The organism is Halomonas sp. KM072 (genome assembly GCF_050710315.1).
In the GTDB taxonomy this organism is placed as follows: Bacteria; Pseudomonadota; Gammaproteobacteria; order Pseudomonadales; family Halomonadaceae; genus Vreelandella; species Vreelandella hamiltonii.
The window spans coordinates 98490-115170 of the sequence record NZ_CP136132.1; the positions used below are offsets into that span (position 1 = coordinate 98490).

The following is a 16681-nucleotide window of genomic DNA, read 5'->3' on the forward strand; positions in this document are numbered from 1 at the left end:
TTCGAGGCGGTAGTAGTCGACCATAAGGTCATCGCAATCATTGATTGGCAACATTGTAGCCTTCTCGAGCCTGCTTTGTCTGCGCTTCACCTGGGGCGCGGCGTCACAGCTGCTTGAATTGAATGCCCGCAGGCTCGCGGGAGGCGCCTGCTGCTTCCAGCCGCTCAAGGTAGTTGTTCCAGTAGGCGTGTTGATGCGTCGCGAGGTCGTGCAGGTAGTTCCAGCTGTAGAGGCCGCTGTCGTGGCCATCGTCGAAGTGCAGCTTGAGAGCGTAGTTGCCCGCCTGGGTGATGTTCTGCAGGCCGATGTCTTTCTTGCCTACTTGCAGGACCGCCGTGTCGCCACCGTGGCCACGCACTTCGGCAGAGGGAGAGTAGACGCGCAGCAGCTCCACGGGCAGCCGGTAGGTGTCGCCCGAGGCGTAGCCGAGTTCCAGCTCGCGGGCCTGCTTGTGGTAGTGCACTCGGGTGGGGACCGGGGCGTCGGTGGTAGAGGGCGTGTGGGTAGACGTGTGGGTGTTGGAGGCGTTCATGGTCGGGGCGCTCATGGTTGGCGTGACGTCGTTCAGGCACGAGTGACACCTGGCCGGGGTGGCCAGGTGTCGGGGTGCGGCAGACGTTACAGAATATAGCGGGAGAGATCTTCGTCTACCGCCAGTTCTCCCAGCTGCGCGTTGACGTAATCTGCATCGATCACCAGCGGGCTATCCATATCGCCGCCCTTGAACGAGGCTTCTTCCAGCAGCCGCTCCATGACCGTGTGCAGACGGCGCGCGCCGATGTTCTCGGTGCCTTCGTTGACCTGCCAGGAGATCTCCGCGATGCGTTCGATGCCGTCGGGAGTGAACTCCACGTCCAGCCCTTCGGTGCCCAGCAGTGCCTGATACTGCTTGGTCAGCGAGGCGGAAGGCTCGGTGAGGATGCGCTTGAAGTCTCCGGGAGTGAGTGCGTCCAGCTCCACGCGAATGGGCAAACGACCCTGTAGCTCGGGGATCAGGTCGGAAGGCCGCGCCAGGTGGAAAGCACCGGAGGCGATGAACAGGATATGGTCGGTCTTCACCATGCCATATTTGGTCGACACCGTGGAGCCTTCGATCAGCGGCAGCAGGTCGCGCTGAACGCCCTCGCGTGACACTTCTCCACCGCTGGACTGGCCGCTGCCCTTGGCCACCTTGTCGATCTCGTCCAGGAAGACGATACCGTGCTGTTCGACCGCCTCGACGGCACGAGCCTTGATCTCCTCTTCGTTGACCAGCTTGCCCGCTTCCTCGTCACGCAGCAGCACCAGGGCTTCCTTGACGGTGACGCGACGCTTTTCACGCTTTTGCTGGCCCATGTTGGAGAACAGGCTCTGCAGCTGGCTGGTCATCTCCTCCATGCCCGGCGGCGTCATGATGTCGATGCCCTGGCTCTGGGCGGTGATTTCGATGTCGATTTCCTTGTCGTCCAGCTGGCCTTCGCGCAGTTTCTTGCGGAACAGCTGGCGCGTGCTGCTATCGTCCCGGGGCTGCTCTTCCTGGCCGCGGGGCGGCGGCAGCAGCGCATCGAGAACGCGGTCTTCGGCGGCATCTTCTGCGCGGTGGCCGACTTCTTCCTTGGCGTGCTCGCGCACCATCTTGATGGCGGCTTCCATCAGGTCGCGGATGATCGACTCCACGTCGCGACCCACGTAGCCCACTTCCGTGAACTTGGTGGCTTCGACCTTGATGAAGGGCGCACGGGCCAGTTTGGCCAGGCGGCGAGCGATTTCGGTTTTACCCACGCCGGTGGGGCCGATCATCAGAATGTTCTTGGGGGTGACTTCCGGGCGCAGGTCATCGTCGAGCTGCATGCGCCGCCAGCGGTTGCGCAGCGCAATGGCGACGGCGCGTTTGGCATCCTGCTGGCCGATGATGTACTGGTCCAGCGCATGGACGATTTCACGGGGTGTCATCTGAGTCATAAAGGGGCCTCAACGGTCGTCGATGTTCAGCTCTTCGAGCGTGACGTGGTGGTTAGTGAATACGCAGATGTCACCCGCGATTTGCAGGGATTTTTCGGTGATTTCACGGGCGGAGAGATCGGTGTTCTCGAGCAGCGCGCGAGCGCTGGCCTGGGCGAAGTTGCCCCCCGAGCCGATGGCGATGATGCCGCGTTCGGGTTCGACCACGTCACCGTTGCCGGTGATGATCAGCGAGGCGCTGTGGTCGGCCACGGCCAGCAGTGCTTCCAGACGGCGCAGGGCGCGGTCGGTGCGCCAATCCTTGGCAAGCTCCACGGCCGCCTTGGTGAGATGGCCCTGATACTTCTCCAGCTGAGCTTCGAAACGTTCGAACAGGGTAAAGGCATCCGCAGTGCCGCCGGCAAAACCGGCCAGTACCTTGCCGCGATACAGGCGGCGAACCTTGCTGGCGTTGCCTTTCATCACGGTGTTGCCCAGCGACACTTGGCCGTCGCCAGCGAGGGCGACCTGGTTACCGCGGCGAACGGAGACAATGGTGGTCATGGAGATAACTCCTTGGGGGAGACGCGCTCCCGATGACTGATCGGCCACGTCGGGTGACCGTAAAAAAGCGATTCCCAACAAAATGCGGGCAGCTGATGAAAAATCAACCGCCCGCTCGAGAAAGCCAGGTGATAAAACCGCGCCTTCAGGCGCGGTCAGGGGGATAGCTCAGTTCTGCAGCTGTATCAGCAGGGGGTCGATCCCTTGGGTGTTCATCAGGTCCTGAGCGCGGTTCAGCTCTCGGGTATCCTCGTAAGGACCTACCTGTACACGGTGCCAGGTGTCGCCATTGGCCTGCACTTCGCTGATCTGAGCCAGCAAGCTCAGGTTGCGCAGCCGGCCGCGCAGCTGCTCGGCGTCGCTGAGGTCGCGAAACGAGGCGGCCTGCAGCACGTAGCGGTTCGGCGTGCTGGCACTGGTGCTGGCGGCGGCAGGCGGCTGGGTAGCTGCCACGGCGGCCTGTTCGTTGGGCCGCGTGTTGGCGGCAATGACCTGAGCAATCGGGTCGTTGGCGCTGCTGCCGGTGTCGCCTGGCGACGTGTCGTCCGAGGCTGCTGGGTCGCTGGCGGCCTCTGCGGCAGTCTCGGCGATTTCCGGCCGAGTGATATTGGCCGGAATGGCGCCGCCCGGAGCGATGACTTCGGTTTCGGGAAGCAGCGTGTAGAACTCGAAGGTGGGCATGGCAGGCTCTGCCGAGGCTGCCTGCCTAGTGCCCTGGGCGTCCCCGCGCTCATCGCTGGAGGGCTTGGGCAGCACCGTGGCCTGGGGCGTGCTGCTCTGCTCCTGCCACGGGGCGGTGCCGTGCTGATGCTGCGCCAGGAAGAAGCCAGCGGCCACTCCGGCCACCCCCCACAGCCAGCCGGGAATACGCCACCCGTCGCCGGAGCGGCGAGCAGATTTACGCTGCGAGGTGGCGCCTCGACGGGACGGCTTGTTACGCGGGCTGGCCATGAATTACATCTCCTCTGGGGCACTGACCCCCATCAGATCCAGCCCGTTGCGCAGCACCTGACGCGTGGCCAGACCGAGCGCCAGGCGGGTGTTGCGCAGCGTGTCGTCTTCGACCATGACCTTGACGGCGTTGTAGCAGGTGTGGAAGTCGCCCGCCAGATCCAGCAGATACTGGGCCACCTGCTGGGGCTCGCGATTGCGGGTCGCATGTTCGACCACTTCCGGGTAGCGGGCCAGGCGGTTGAGCACGGCTTTTTCCTGATCGCTGTCCAGCAGCGCCAGGTTGGCCATTGCCACGCCGTGGTCGAAGGGCTGGCCTGCCTCTTCGGCCTTGCGCAGCATGCTGCATACCCGAGCATGGGCATACTGGATGTAGTACACCGGGTTGTCGTTGGACTGGGAGCGCGCCAGGTCGATATCGAAGGTCAACTGCGAGTCGGCGCGGCGCGCGGCCAGGAAGAAGCGGGTGGCATCGCGGCCGACTTCGTCGATCAGGTCGCGTATGGTGACGTAGCTGCCTGCACGCTTGGACAGTTTCACTTCCACGCCCGACCGGGTCACCATGACCATCTGGTGCAGCACGTAGTCGGGCCAGCCCTGCGGAATGCCCACGCCGAGTGCCTGCAAGCCCGCACGTACGCGGGTAACGGTAGAGTGGTGGTCGGCGCCCTGTTCGTTGATCACGGTCTTGAAGCCGCGCTGCCACTTGTTCAGGTGGTAGGCCACGTCGGGCAGGAAGTAGGTGTAGCCGCCTTCACGCTTGCGCATGACGCGGTCCTTGTCGTCGCCGAAGTCGGTGGTGCGCAGCCACAGCGCGCCATCCTGCTCGTAGGTGTGGCCGTTGGCGACCAGGGACTCGACAGTGGCCTCGACCTTGCCGTCCTCGTAGAGAGAGGATTCGAGGAAGTAGACGTCGAATTCGACGCCGAAGGCCTTGAGGTCCAGATCCTGTTCGCGGCGCAGCCAGGCCACGGCGAACGCCTGAATGGCTTCCAGGTCGTCGGCATCGGCCTTGGCCGTCACCTTGCGGTCGTCGGCGGTGACCGTCTTGCCAGCCATGTAATCGTTGGCCACATCGACGATGTATTCACCGCGATAGCCATCGGCAGGCCAGCTTTCGTCCTCGGGGCCCAGCCCCTTGGCACGGGCCTGGACGGAGAGCGCGAGGTTGTTGATTTGCGCGCCCGCGTCGTTGTAGTAGAACTCCCGAGTGACGTCATAGCCGCTGGCTTCCAGCAGGCGGCAGAGGCAGTCCCCAATCGCGGCGCCGCGACCGTGGCCCACGTGCAGCGGGCCCGTGGGGTTGGCCGAGACGAACTCCACCTGCACTTTTTCACCCTTGCCGATCAGGCTGCGACCAAAAGCGTCGCCGCTATCCAGTACCTGGGCAACGATCTGGGCGGCGGCATCGGCGGCGGCAAAGAAGTTGATGAAGCCGGGGCCTGCGATGTCGGTTTTCTGAATGGCGTCGCTGGCGGGCAGGGCGGCTACCAGGGCGTCGGCCAGCTCTCGGGGCTTCATGCTGGCAGGTTTGGCCAGCATCAGGGCCAGGTTGGTGGCGTAGTCGCCGTGGGCTTTGTCCTTGGTGGGGTCGACCTTGATGACCGGCTGTACATCGTTGGGCAGCACGCCTTGGTGTTTGAGCGCATCAACGGCGCCTTCGAGCAAAGCAATAATCGTGTCTTTCATGTCAATATCCGGGTGTCTTCGGTGGCGGCGTGTGCAAGCGCCCAAATGGTGCAGCGTCAAAACGGCCATTATCGGCAATTGGCGCGCAGTTTCAAAGCCGTATTCCAGGCCGGGGCAGGCTGGGCGTCGCGGGCGTTGTCATGGCTAGGCCAGTGTTTGCGGGTCGATGTCCACGGACCAGCGCACCTTGCGCGCATCGCGATGAGCTTCCAGCCACTGTACCAGCCAGTGGGCCGCCGTGTGTCGGTGGCTGCGTTTCTGGGCCGTGATCATGACGTGCAGATGGTAGCGATTCTGGCGGCGCTCCATGGGGGCTGGCACTGGCCCCAGGCAGCGTACCGGCAGGTTGGCATCCGTGAGCCACTGGCGCAAGGCCTGTGCAGCCTGCTGAGCCAGCGCCATGGCAGCAGGCTCCTGGGGGCTTTCGACGCGCAGTAGCGCCATGAAACAGAACGGGGGAAGCTGTGCCAGCCTTCGTTCTTCCAGCAGGTTGCGGGCCAGGGCGCCATAGCCATGTTCGGCCAGCTGGCCCAGATGGGGGTCGTCGGGGTGCAGGGTCTGCACCAGCACGCGGCCTGGATGAGCGGCCCGCCCGGCTCGGCCAGCCACCTGCTCCAGCAGCTGGGCGCTATGCTCCAGCGCGCGGAAGTCGGCGGCATAAAGGCCGCCATCGGCATTGACCACCACCACGAGGGTGACGTGGGGCAAGTGGTGGCCCTTGGCCAGCATTTGTGTGCCCACCAGCAGGCAGGGTTCACCGCGATGGATCTCCTTGAGCACCTGCTCGAAGCTCTCTTTCTTGCGGGTACTGTCGCGGTCGATGCGGTGCACGACGGTGTCAGGAAAGAGCCCCTGCAGGGTCTCTTCGGTACGTTCGGTGCCGCTCCCCAGCGCGCGCAGGTCGCCGCTGCCGCACTCTGGGCAGGCGGCGGGCAGGGCGCGTCGGCTGTCGCAGTGGTGGCAGGCCAGCAGAGGGGGCTGCCTGTGCAGCGTCATGCGGGCATCGCACTGATGGCATTCTGCCAGCCAGCCACAGCTGTGGCACGCCAGGCTAGGGGCGAAGCCGCGCCGGTTGATGAAGACCAGCGCCTGCTTGCCGGCTTTCAGCGTCTGGCGGATGGCTTGCAGCGCGCCGGGCAGCAGGCCTCCCTGGCGATGCTGATGGCGCATGTCCAGGAGTTCCAGTTTGGCGGGCGGGTGGCGGCTGGGGCGCTGGGTCAGGCGCAGGTGCCGATAGACGCCCGAGAGCGCTTGCTGAAGGCTTTCCAGTGAAGGGGTGGCGCTGCCCAGCAGCAGTGGGATCTGGTGGTGGTGTGCCCGGGCCACGGCGAGATCCCTGGCGTGGTAACGAAGCCCGTCGTGCTGCTTGTAAGAGCCATCGTGCTCCTCGTCGACGATGATCGCGCCAGGGTTGGCCAGCGGTGTGAAAATGGCCGAGCGGGTGCCGATGATGACCATGGCGCGCCCGCTGGCGGCGGCTTCCCAGACGTCCAGGCGCTCCGGGTCGGTGAGGCCTGAATGCAGGGCCACCACGGGTACCCGGAAGCGGCTCTTGAAACGCGCCAGGGTTTGCGGTGTCAGGCCGATTTCGGGTACCAGCACCAGCGATTGTTTGCCCTTGGCGGCCAGCGCCTCGATCAACTGCAGGTAGACTTCGGTCTTGCCGCTGCCGGTCACGCCCTCCAGCAGGCACGGGTGGTAGTCGTCCAGCTTTTCGTGCAGCGCCGCCAGGGCCGTGGCCTGCTCACGGTTGAGGGGTAATGACGGCGTTGCCAGCAAGCTGCCGGAGACGGGCTGCCCCGCCGTCAGGGTGATCTCCTGGGGTTCGGCCAGGCCCTTTTTTTGCAGCGCCTGGAGCTGTTCACGGGTGAACCCGTGGGCACTGATGGCCCGCCCTGCCAGCCCGTGGGGGTGCTGGCGCAACAAGCGGTAGAGCTCGGCCTGCCGCGGCGCGCGCTGTAGCGGCGTGTCATCGCCCTGACGCGCATGCCACAGGGTTTGCGTGCGGCCCGCCATGGGGTGGCCCTGGCGCAGGCGTGCGGGCATGGCGTGCTGCATGGTGTCGCCCAGGCTGTGCTGGTAATAGCGGGCGGTGAACTGGCACAGCCACTGCCAGTCTTCGGGGAGCGGCGCGTCGTCCAGTGCTTCACTGACCGCGCGCAGCTGGGCGCGGGGCAGTTCGCTGCCGGAAGCCAGAGAGACGACGACCCCCACCACGTCGCGGCGGCCAAACGGTACCCGCACCCGCAGCCCCGGCAGCCAGCCGCAGGCGGGCGCGCGGGGTGCTGGCAGGTAGTCGAACAGGCGACGCAGCGGCGATGGCAGGGCCACTTTCAGCACCTGGAAAGCGCCCGGAGCACGCTCTGCCGTGGCGGGTGGGGAAGAAACAGAATCAGACAATTGGCCTCCGGCGTTTAGTTTGCTAGAATGCGCGGCCGCTCTCAATCTATCGGATCGAGCGGTTAACCGGTTAGCAGTTTTTCACACCCGTATGCGGTGCCTGGCAGCGGATCAGGTGGCGGCATATAGCTCATGAGGCTCAAGATGAAACAAGGTATCCACCCGAATTACAACACGGTCACCGCCAACTGCTCTTGCGGTGCCAGCTTCCAGGTTGGTTCTACTTCTGGTCAGGACTTCTCTCTGGACGTATGCTCCAACTGCCACCCCTTCTACACGGGCAAGCAGAAGCAGGCGAGCACTGGTGGCCGCGTAGAACGCTTCAACAAGCGTTTTGGCGCTGCAGTCAAGCGCGGCTGATCCCGACGGATTCAGCCCATCGCAGGCACGCTATGTGTCCTGTGCAAAAACCCACGCTACGGCGTGGGTTTTTTGTCCCTGCCTTATTTTGCCGCTCCCTGGCGGCACTGGCATCTGAACGCTGGCCGAACGCTGTGTGATGAAGCCAAGGTCCTGAGCCTTCTGTCGCGACGTTGCCCACAGCCGCTATTGCGCGGCGACTGTGGATAAGTCCGTGCGTCGTTTTGGAATCTATTTCCAGCTTATGCTGCAGTGCACCATAACGAAACCGTTATGGGTCAGGGTGCTACGCATAAGTTGCAGCAAATAAAGCTGAAAAGTTCCGAATGGGTGGGAAAAGTCGCGAAAACGCACGTTTCGTGGGTTGGTTGACTAGCTGCTTGAGACGCTTGGGTTTTTTCTATATTCTGATATGACTTTTCTACTTTAGGCTGATTGGACCTTGACCATGACGGATGCAAACAAGCAGGCAGCTTTGGATTATCACGCTAAGCCGATCCCCGGTAAGCTTTCCGTGGAGTTGACCAAGCCCACCGCGACAGCTCGGGATTTGGCGCTAGCGTATAGCCCAGGCGTGGCTGAGCCGGTTCGCGAAATCGCTCGCGAAGCGGAAAATGCGTACCGTTATACCGGCAAGGGTAATCTGGTCGCGGTTATTTCGGACGGCAGTGCGATTCTGGGCCTGGGTAACCTGGGGCCGCTGGCCAGCAAGCCGGTGATGGAAGGCAAGGGCGTGCTGTTCAAGTGCTTCGCGGGCATTAACTCCGTTGATATCGAAGTAGACGCTGAAAGCCCGCAGGCGTTTATCGACACCGTTGCCCGCATTGCCGACACCTGGGGCGGTATCAACCTGGAAGACATCAAGGCCCCCGAGTGTTTCGAAATCGAAAAGGCGCTGATCGAGCGCTGCAGCATTCCCGTGTTTCATGACGACCAGCACGGTACGGCCATCGTCACCGCTGCCGGGATGCTGAATGCCTTGGAAATCGCTGGCAAGCGCATCGAAGACGTGAAGATCGTCTGCATGGGCGCAGGGGCGGCTGCTATTGCCTGCATGCGCCTGCTGATCTCCTGCGGTGCTAAGAAAGAGAACTTAGTGATGCTGGATCGTCGTGGCGTCATTCACACTGAGCGTGACGGCATCAACGAGTACAAAGCGGAGTTCGCCCGTGATACCGACATGCGCACCCTGGACGATGCCATCGACGGTGCCGACGTGTTCATCGGCCTGTCTGGCCCCGGGCTGCTGTCTGCCGAGCAGGTGAAGAAGATGGCGGCGGATCCGGTCATTTTTGCTTGCACCAACCCGGACCCGGAGATTCATCCGGAGGTGGCTCGGGCAGCGCGCCCGGACGTCATCATGGCCACTGGCCGCTCGGACTTCCCGAACCAGGTCAACAACGTGCTGGGCTTCCCGTTCATCTTCCGTGGTGCCCTGGACGTACGCGCCACGCGCATCAATGAAGCGATGAAGCTGGCCGCTGTGCATGCGCTGAAAGATCTGGCCCGCGAGCCGGTGCCCCAGGAAGTGCTGAACGCCTACGAGCGTACCGAGATGAGTTTTGGTCGTGAGTACATCATCCCCACGCCGGTCGATATTCGCCTGCTGGCGCGTGTTTCCTCGGCGGTGGCCCAAGCAGCGGTGGACTCCGGGGTTGCCCGCAAGCCCTACCCGGCGCACTATCCGCTCAAGACCATCAACGATGTCTACGGCGGTTGAGTGCCGCTCGACACGTGATTGGCTGTTCGAGACGTCATGACATCAACGCCCGCTTTCTGCGGGCGTTGCCGTGTGTGGTGTTCGTGTTCATGTAGGTGCCGGGCGTCAGGTGAGCGGGTAGCGCACCAGCCCCTCTTGTGCCGTCGAGGCAATCAGCTGCCCATCGCGGCGATAGATATGGCCTCGCGCCAGCCCTCTGGCACTGCCGCTCCAGGGAGAGTCGATGGCGTACAGCAGCCACTCGTCCAGCCGCGTATCTTCGTGCAGCCACAGCGCGTGGTCGAGGCTGGCGATACGCAGCTTCGGGTCCGTGTACTTGATGCCGTGAGGGATCAACCCGGTGGTCAGCAGGTTGAAGTCCGACGCGTAGGAGAGCAGGTGGCGATGCAGCGCGGGGTCGTCGGGCAGCGGGCCGCCCGCGAACCGGAACCATAGGCACTGCCCGGCAGGCGAGGCGCTGTCCGGATTGTTCTTCAGGTGCAGGAACTCGATGGGGTGGCCCGGGAAACGGGCATGTTTGGCGTCACCGCTCTCCAGCAGCGCTTCGGGCGTGGGCACGTCAGGCATGGCGCGCTGATGGCTGATGCTCTCTTCAGGGCTTTGAAACGAGGCGCTGCAGAAGAAGATGGGCCGCCCCTTTTGAATGGCGGTGACTCGGCGGGTGGTGAAGCTGCCGCCGTCGCGAATGGTATCGACCTGGTAGACCACCGGGCGATGGGGGTCGCCGGGGCGCAGAAAGTAGCCGTGCTGGGAGTGAGGGCGACGCTCCTCGGGGACGGTGTGGGCGGCGGCGGCCAGCGCCTGGCCAAGTACCTGCCCTCCGTACAGCTGGGGAAACCCGAGGTCCTGGCTTTGGCCGCGAAACAGCGTCTCTTCCAGGGGTTCCAGCTCCAGCAAGCTAACCAGTGACTTCAGCGCATCGTTCATTCTCGGTATCCTTGGTGCTGTCTGCTTGATCACTGAGGAGGCCGCCCTCAGCGTTTGGCGATCACGTCATTGAAACGATCGTTTCGCTACCTTAACGGAGTTTGTCTTGATACGCAGCGATGAATTTTACATGCACCGCGCGCTGGACCAGGCGCACCTGGCGATGGCCGCCGGAGAGGTACCGGTGGGGGCCGTGGTGGTAGACGCCGAGGGGGAGATCGTCGGGGTGGGCCACAATGCGCCGCTGTCCAGCTGCGACCCCAGTGGCCATGCGGAAGTGCGTGCGCTGCGCGATGCCGGGCAGCGGCTGGGCAACTACCGTCTGGAGGGCTGTACGCTCTACGTGACCCTGGAGCCCTGCATGATGTGCACCGGCACCATGGTGCATGCCCGCATTCAGCGGCTGGTGTACGCTGCCGCCGAGCCACGGGCGGGAATGGTGGAGTCAAAGGCCAATCTGCTCGCCCAGCCTTGGTTCAATCACCATATCGACGTCACCGGCGGGGTGCTGGCGGCGCAAGCCAAGAAGCTGCTCAAGCAGTTCTTTGCCGACAAGCGCTAGCGCCGTCCCCGGTATCACGGGGTGAGCGGCGGCACGATCTCGAACAGCAGCAGCGGCTCTTCACTGGCCGGTGTCTGCTCCAGTTGGAAAAACTGCTGTCGACTGCGCTCCACGTATTCGATCATTTCGTAGTAGCGGCGAATGTTGCGCACGTAGATCACCGGCTCCCCGCCACGGGCGTACCCGTGGCGCGTCTGGCTATGCCACTCGCGTTGCTGCAGCAGCGGTAGCGCGGCACGCACGTCCTGCCACAGGTTGGGGTTGCCGCCGCGTCGTTCGGCAATGTTGCGGGCATCATAAAGGTGGCCAAGCCCCACGTTATAAGCAGCCATGGCCATATAGAGGCGGTCTTCGCCGGTGATGCTGTCCGGTAAGCGGTCCTTGATGCTGCGCAGATAGCGGGCTCCGCCGTCGATGCTCTGGGCGGCATCGGTGCGGTCCGAAACGCCCATCTCGCTGGCTGTAGGGTTGGTCAGCATCATCAGGCCCCGCACCCCCGTGGGGGAGACGGCGTTAGGGTCCCAGTGGGATTCCTGGTAGCCCACGGCGGCCAGCAGTTTCCAGTCGAACCCCGTGTCTCGGGCGGCCTGCTTGAAGAGCTCGGTGTAGCGGGGCAGGCGTTCATCCAGGTGGTCCAGAAACGTGCGCGTGCCCACGTACTCCAGGTAATCGTCATGGCCAAAATAGCGGCTGATCAGGCGGTCCAGGGTGCCGTTTTCATGCAGCTCCTGCAGGAACTGGTTGGCCGCGCCGAGTAGACCCAGCCCTCGGCCGCTGGGCAGCGCCCAGACCAGCGAGAGGGGCTCGCCCAGATAGAAACCGCGTTCGACATTGGGAAAGAACAGCCGGTTCAGGCGGAACTGGTGGTCGAAGATGATGGCCGCATCCAGGGTGCCGTTCTCGACTTGGGCCATCAGCTCGGCCACTTCCAGTTCGTTGGACTCCTTCCAGCTCAGGTTGGGATAGTCGCTTTGCAGGGCTTTCAGAGCATCGCTGGTGCCCGCTTCGCTCAGCGTGCCGATGGACAAGCCGACGAGGTCTTCGGGTGCGTTGATGCCATACAGGCCGCGCCGATAGACCACCAGTGGCTGCATCTCGATGATCGGGCGCGTGTAGTGAATGCCGGGGGTATCGGCCATCAGCGGCAGCGCGGCTGCCCCCAGGTCACCCTGTTCGCGCACGGCAGGCAAGACGCCGTCCGGGTGGTGGCTGGCATTCAGATTGAGGCTGACCCCGAGGGAGTCCGCAAAGCGGTGCATCAGTTCGTATTCGAACCCGGTTGGCCCCTGGCGGCCTTCGTAGTAGGTGGTGGGCGTATTGCGGGTATGTACGGTGATGAAGTCTTTGGCCAGCACGTGGGTGAGGTGTTCGCCGTCGGGAAAGGTCGATGGGCGCGGGATCAAAACCAGCAACAAAGTCGCGATCATCGCGAAATATGCCCGATAAAAGGCGCTAAAATGTCGGCAAATCAATGTCGGCATGATGTCTTGTCGGCGTGGAACGAGCTGCCACGATACCCAGCCTTTATCGCCGTGTCACCTTGTTGATTTCGTGTGGCCGCCGCTTTCCAGTATCATAGTGCGCAGTCCGTGTGTCGGTCGCTTAGCGGCCCGGTGATTTCCTGCTCGACTCTTCCTGCTTTAGAGGCTCCCAGATATGCTCGAACTTCGAGGCGCGCCCGCCCTTTCTGCCTTCCGTCATGAACGGCTGCTAACGGTGTTGCGTGAATGTGTTCCAGAGGTGGAAGCGCTGTCCGCCCACTACGTCCACTTCATTGACCACCACGAAGAGCTCGATACCGCCTCCCAGGAACGGCTGGCCAGGCTGCTCGATTACGGCAGCCAAGCCGCCCAGGAACCCCTCGAACAAGCCCTGCGTTTCCTGGTGGTGCCGCGCCTGGGCACCCAGTCGCCCTGGTCTTCCAAAGCCACGGACATCGCCCATAACTGCGGGCTGAGCCAGATCCAGCGCATCGAGCGCGGCGTCGACTACCGTGTTGCATTGCGTGGCACGGCCACGGCAGAGCAGTGGGACGCCATCGGCGCACTGCTCCACGACCGCATGACCGAAAACGTGCTGGCCGACACGGTGGCGGCCAGCCAGCTGTTTGCCCACCACTCACCGGCACCACTGGGCAGCGTGGATATTCTGGAGGGCGGGCGTGCCGCGCTGGAAGTCGCCAACCGGGAGCTGGGCCTGGCGCTGGCAGACGACGAGATCGACTATCTGGTGGCGGCCTTCGTCGAGCTGGGGCGCAACCCCAGCGACGTGGAGCTGATGATGTTTGCCCAGGCGAACTCGGAGCACTGCCGCCACAAGATTTTCAACGCGGACTGGATCATCGACGGCGAAGCCCAGAGCCATTCGCTGTTCAAAATGATCAAGAACACCTTTGCGACCTCACCGGACAACGTGCTGTCGGCCTACAGTGACAACGCGGCGGTGATCAAGGGCAGCCACGGCGGTCGCTTCTTCCCCACGCCGCTGACCGGTGCAGAGGGTGAACGCGCTCTCTACGATGCTCATCAGGAGCCCATCCATATCCTGATGAAGGTGGAAACCCACAACCACCCCACGGCGATTGCGCCTTTCCCGGGGGCGGCCACCGGCTCCGGCGGCGAGATTCGCGATGAAGGCGCCACCGGTATGGGCGGCAAGCCGAAGGCGGGCCTGGCGGGTTTCACCGTTTCAAACCTGCGTATCCCCGAGTTCGTGCAGCCCTGGGAGGCCTTCGATTACGGCAAGCCCGAGCGCATGCAGTCGGCGCTCAACATCATGCTGGAAGGCCCGATTGGTGGCGCGGCCTTCAATAACGAGTTCGGCCGCCCCAACCTGACCGGCTACTTCCGCACCTACGAGCAGGATGCCCTCAGTGCCAATGGCATCGAGCGTCGCGGTTACCACAAGCCGATCATGATTGCCGGTGGGTACGGCAACATTCGTGCCCAGCACGTCCAGAAGGGCGAGATTCCGGTAGGCGGCAAGCTGATCGTCATGGGCGGCCCGGCGATGCTGATCGGTCTGGGCGGCGGTGCGGCGTCCAGCATGGCGTCGGGGGAATCGAGCGCCGATCTGGATTTCGCCTCGGTGCAGCGGGAAAACCCGGAAATCGAGCGCCGCGCCCAGGAAGTGATCGACCGCTGCTGGGCAATGGGTGAGAAAAACCCCATTCGCTTCATCCACGACGTGGGTGCCGGTGGCCTCTCCAATGCGTTGCCGGAGCTGGTCAAGGACGGTAACCGTGGCGGCCTGTTCGACCTGCGTGCGGTGCCCAACGCCGAGCCGGGCATGAGCCCGCTGGAAATCTGGTGCAACGAAGCCCAGGAACGTTACGTGCTGGCCGTGGCCCCGGAAGACCTCGATACCTTCGATGCGCTGTGCAAACGCGAGCGCTGCCCCTACGCGGTAGTGGGCGAAGCCCAGGCAGAGCACCATCTGGAAGTGCGCGATGGCCACTTCGAAACCAAACCCGTCGATTTGCCCATGAGCGTGCTGTTCGGCAAGCCGCCGAAGATGACCCGCTCGTTCGAGCGTCAGACGCCCGAGCTTTCCGGCGTGATGCTCGATAACCTGGACCTGCGCGAAGCCATGGACCGGGTGCTGCGCTTGCCCACGGTGGCCTCGAAAAGCTTTTTGATCACCATCGGCGACCGTTCGATCACAGGCCAGGTGGCCCGTGATCAGATGGTCGGCCCCTGGCAGGTGCCGGTCGCCGACGTGGCAGTGACCACCGCCAGCTTCGATACCCATGCCGGTGAAGCCATGGCCATGGGCGAGCGCCCGCCGGTGGCGCTGATCGACCCGGCTGCCAGCGCCCGTTTGGCGGTGGCAGAGGCGATTACCAACCTGGCCGCCGCGCCGATCGCCAAGCTCTCGGACATCAAGCTCTCCGCCAACTGGATGAGCGCCGCTGATCACCCCGGTGAAAACCAGGCGCTGTATGACGCCGTTCATGCCGTGGGCATGGAGCTATGCCCGGCACTCGGCATCGCCGTGCCGGTGGGCAAGGACTCCATGTCGATGCGTACCGCCTGGCAGGAGGGCGATGATGCCGAAGAGAAGAGCATCACCTCGCCGCTGTCGCTGGTGGTCACTGGCTTTGCACCGGTCACCGATGCGCTGGCCACGCTGACCCCACAGATCAACCTGGAGCAGGATGAGTCGGATCTGATCCTGATCGACCTGGGCAACGGCCAGAATCGCCTTGGCGGCTCGGCGCTGGCGCAGGTGTATGGTCAGGTGGGCGACGAATGCCCCGACGTGGACGACCCGGAAGACCTGAAAGCGTTCTTCGAGGTCATTCAGGGCCTGAACCGGGATGGCAAGCTGCTGGCCTACCACGACCGTAGCGACGGCGGCCTGCTGGTGACGCTGCTGGAAATGGCCTTTGCAGGTCATGCCGGTCTCGAAATCAAGCTCGACTGGCTGATCGACGAGCCGGTAGAAGCCTTCAACGCGCTGTTCTCTGAAGAGCTGGGGGCGGTGATCCAGGTAAGCCGTGAGCACACTGAAGAGGTGCTGACCCAGTTCGCCATGGCCGGTGTCGAAACCTGCGGCGTGATTGCCCGCCCGCGCTACGACGATCAGGTACGCGTGACGCTGTTCGAAGAGCCGCTGCTGGAAACCACCCGTCAGCTGACCCAGCGCACCTGGGCCGAGACCAGCTACCGGTTGCAGGCGCTGCGCGATAACCCCGAATGCGCCAAGAACGAATTCGACAACCTGCTCGACGTGCGTGACCCCGGTCTCAGCGCGGCGCCCACCTTCGATGTCAATGACGACATCAGTGCGCCTTACGTCAACACTGCCAAGCCAGCGGTGGCCGTCCTGCGTGAGCAGGGGGTCAATGGCCAGGTGGAAATGGCCTGGGCCTTCCACAAGGCCGGGTTCGATGCGGTGGATGTGCACATGAGCGACATCCTGGAAGGTCGTGTCTCGCTGGATACCTTCCAGGGCTTGGTGGCCTGTGGGGGCTTTTCCTATGGTGACGTGCTGGGGGCAGGCGGCGGCTGGGCGAAGTCAGTGCTGTTCAACGAGCGCGCCCGCGAGCAGTTTGCAGCGTTCTTCACCCGGGATGACAGCTTCTCGCTGGGGGTGTGCAATGGCTGCCAGATGCTGTCTCAGCTCAAGACGCTGATCCCGGGCGCCGAAAACTGGCCCAGCTTCGTGCGCAACGAATCCGAGCAGTTCGAAGCCCGCGTGGCCATGGTGCGGGTAGAGAAAAGCCCCTCGATTCTGCTGGCCGGCATGGAAGGCTCGACGCTGCCCATCGCCGTGGCCCACGGCGAAGGGCGTGCCGAGTTCCGCGATACGGCGCACCTGCGCAGCATGCAGTCGAGCAGCCAAATTGCCCTGCGGTACATCGACAATTACGGTCAGGTCACCACTCGCTATCCGGCCAACCCCAATGGTTCCCCGTCGGGTATCACGGGGCTGACCACGCCGGATGGCCGTGTGACCATCATGATGCCTCACCCGGAACGGGTGACGCGGGCAGTGACCAACTCCTGGCGTCCGGCAGAGTGGACCGAGGATGGCGCCTGGCTGCGGCTGTTCCGCAATGCGCGGGTATGGCTGGGTTGATGGGC

General features: G+C 63.7%; 12 protein-coding genes. 4 read left to right on the forward strand and 8 right to left on the reverse strand.

The window, feature by feature from the left end; genetic code table 11:
• Positions 1-103: 103 nt before the first annotated feature.
• The 6 genes from RVM26_RS00500 to RVM26_RS00525 all read right to left on the reverse strand — a co-directional run bounded on the left by RVM26_RS00500 (position 104) and on the right by RVM26_RS00525 (position 7524).
• A complete protein-coding gene (locus tag RVM26_RS00500) occupies positions 104-532 on the reverse strand; it encodes a gamma-butyrobetaine hydroxylase family protein (protein WP_498940160.1) in 429 nt (142 codons plus the stop codon).
• 86 nt (positions 533-618) lie between these two features.
• Complete coding sequence (gene hslU / locus RVM26_RS00505; protein WP_081136344.1) at positions 619-1941, reverse strand: ATP-dependent protease ATPase subunit HslU; 1323 nt, start codon at positions 1939-1941, stop codon at positions 619-621.
• 9 nt (positions 1942-1950) lie between these two features.
• Complete coding sequence (gene hslV / locus RVM26_RS00510) at positions 1951-2484, reverse strand: ATP-dependent protease subunit HslV (protein WP_039181652.1); 534 nt, start codon at positions 2482-2484, stop codon at positions 1951-1953.
• A gap of 168 nt (positions 2485-2652) precedes the next feature.
• Positions 2653-3435: an SPOR domain-containing protein gene (locus RVM26_RS00515; RefSeq protein ID WP_498940163.1), complete on the reverse strand. Its 783-nt coding sequence runs from the start codon at positions 3433-3435 to the stop codon at positions 2653-2655.
• Between the two features lie 3 nt (positions 3436-3438).
• Positions 3439-5124, reverse strand: a complete 1686-nt coding sequence (gene argS, locus RVM26_RS00520) for an arginine--tRNA ligase (protein ID WP_039181646.1) — start codon at positions 5122-5124, stop codon at positions 3439-3441.
• Positions 5125-5268: 144 nt separating this feature from the next.
• Positions 5269-7524, reverse strand: coding sequence for a primosomal protein N' (locus RVM26_RS00525; RefSeq protein ID WP_498940165.1), 2256 nt, complete (start codon positions 7522-7524; stop codon positions 5269-5271).
• 144 nt (positions 7525-7668) lie between these two features.
• On the opposite strand from RVM26_RS00525, the gene rpmE reads away from it, so the two are divergent.
• Positions 7669-7884 carry a 50S ribosomal protein L31 gene (gene rpmE / locus RVM26_RS00530; RefSeq protein WP_016916139.1) on the forward strand — a complete coding sequence of 72 codons (216 nt, stop codon included), beginning with the start codon at positions 7669-7671 and terminating at the stop codon, positions 7882-7884.
• 448 nt (positions 7885-8332) lie between these two features.
• Positions 8333-9604, forward strand: a complete 1272-nt coding sequence (locus RVM26_RS00535; RefSeq protein ID WP_498940167.1) for a malic enzyme family protein — start codon at positions 8333-8335, stop codon at positions 9602-9604.
• 105 nt (positions 9605-9709) lie between these two features.
• On the opposite strand, the gene RVM26_RS00540 is transcribed toward RVM26_RS00535, so the two are convergent.
• Entirely contained in the window at positions 9710-10531 is an 822-nt protein-coding gene (locus RVM26_RS00540; protein WP_287805132.1) for an acyl-CoA thioesterase, read from the reverse strand.
• A gap of 109 nt (positions 10532-10640) precedes the next feature.
• Between RVM26_RS00540 and tadA the strand changes: the two genes are divergently transcribed.
• Positions 10641-11093, forward strand: a complete 453-nt coding sequence (gene tadA / locus RVM26_RS00545; protein ID WP_287805137.1) for a tRNA adenosine(34) deaminase TadA — start codon at positions 10641-10643, stop codon at positions 11091-11093.
• 14 nt (positions 11094-11107) lie between these two features.
• On the opposite strand, the gene mltF is transcribed toward tadA, so the two are convergent.
• Positions 11108-12574 carry a membrane-bound lytic murein transglycosylase MltF gene (mltF, locus tag RVM26_RS00550; protein ID WP_287805130.1) on the reverse strand — a complete coding sequence of 489 codons (1467 nt, stop codon included), beginning with the start codon at positions 12572-12574 and terminating at the stop codon, positions 11108-11110.
• Between the two features lie 175 nt (positions 12575-12749).
• Between mltF and purL the strand changes: the two genes are divergently transcribed.
• On the forward strand, positions 12750-16676 hold the full coding sequence (gene purL / locus RVM26_RS00555; RefSeq protein WP_498940169.1) for a phosphoribosylformylglycinamidine synthase: 3927 nt from the start codon (positions 12750-12752) through the stop codon (positions 16674-16676).
• Positions 16677-16681 lie beyond the last annotated feature (5 nt).

Excerpts from the sequence above, each read along its gene's own strand:
- RVM26_RS00535 (WP_498940167.1), top strand. The coding sequence starts at position 8,333 with ATGACGGATGCAAACAAGCAGGCAGCTTTGGATTATCACGCTAAGCCG.
- mltF (WP_287805130.1), bottom strand. The coding sequence starts at position 12,574 with ATGCCGACATTGATTTGCCGACATTTTAGCGCCTTTTATCGGGCATAT.
- rpmE (WP_016916139.1), top strand. The coding sequence starts at position 7,669 with ATGAAACAAGGTATCCACCCGAATTACAACACGGTCACCGCCAACTGC.
- hslV (WP_039181652.1), bottom strand. The coding sequence starts at position 2,484 with ATGACCACCATTGTCTCCGTTCGCCGCGGTAACCAGGTCGCCCTCGCT.
- hslU (WP_081136344.1), bottom strand. The coding sequence starts at position 1,941 with ATGACTCAGATGACACCCCGTGAAATCGTCCATGCGCTGGACCAGTAC.
- purL (WP_498940169.1), top strand. The coding sequence starts at position 12,750 with ATGCTCGAACTTCGAGGCGCGCCCGCCCTTTCTGCCTTCCGTCATGAA.
- RVM26_RS00515 (WP_498940163.1), bottom strand. The coding sequence starts at position 3,435 with ATGGCCAGCCCGCGTAACAAGCCGTCCCGTCGAGGCGCCACCTCGCAG.
- argS (WP_039181646.1), bottom strand. The coding sequence starts at position 5,124 with ATGAAAGACACGATTATTGCTTTGCTCGAAGGCGCCGTTGATGCGCTC.
- RVM26_RS00500 (WP_498940160.1), bottom strand. The coding sequence starts at position 532 with ATGAACGCCTCCAACACCCACACGTCTACCCACACGCCCTCTACCACC.
- RVM26_RS00540 (WP_287805132.1), bottom strand. The coding sequence starts at position 10,531 with ATGAACGATGCGCTGAAGTCACTGGTTAGCTTGCTGGAGCTGGAACCC.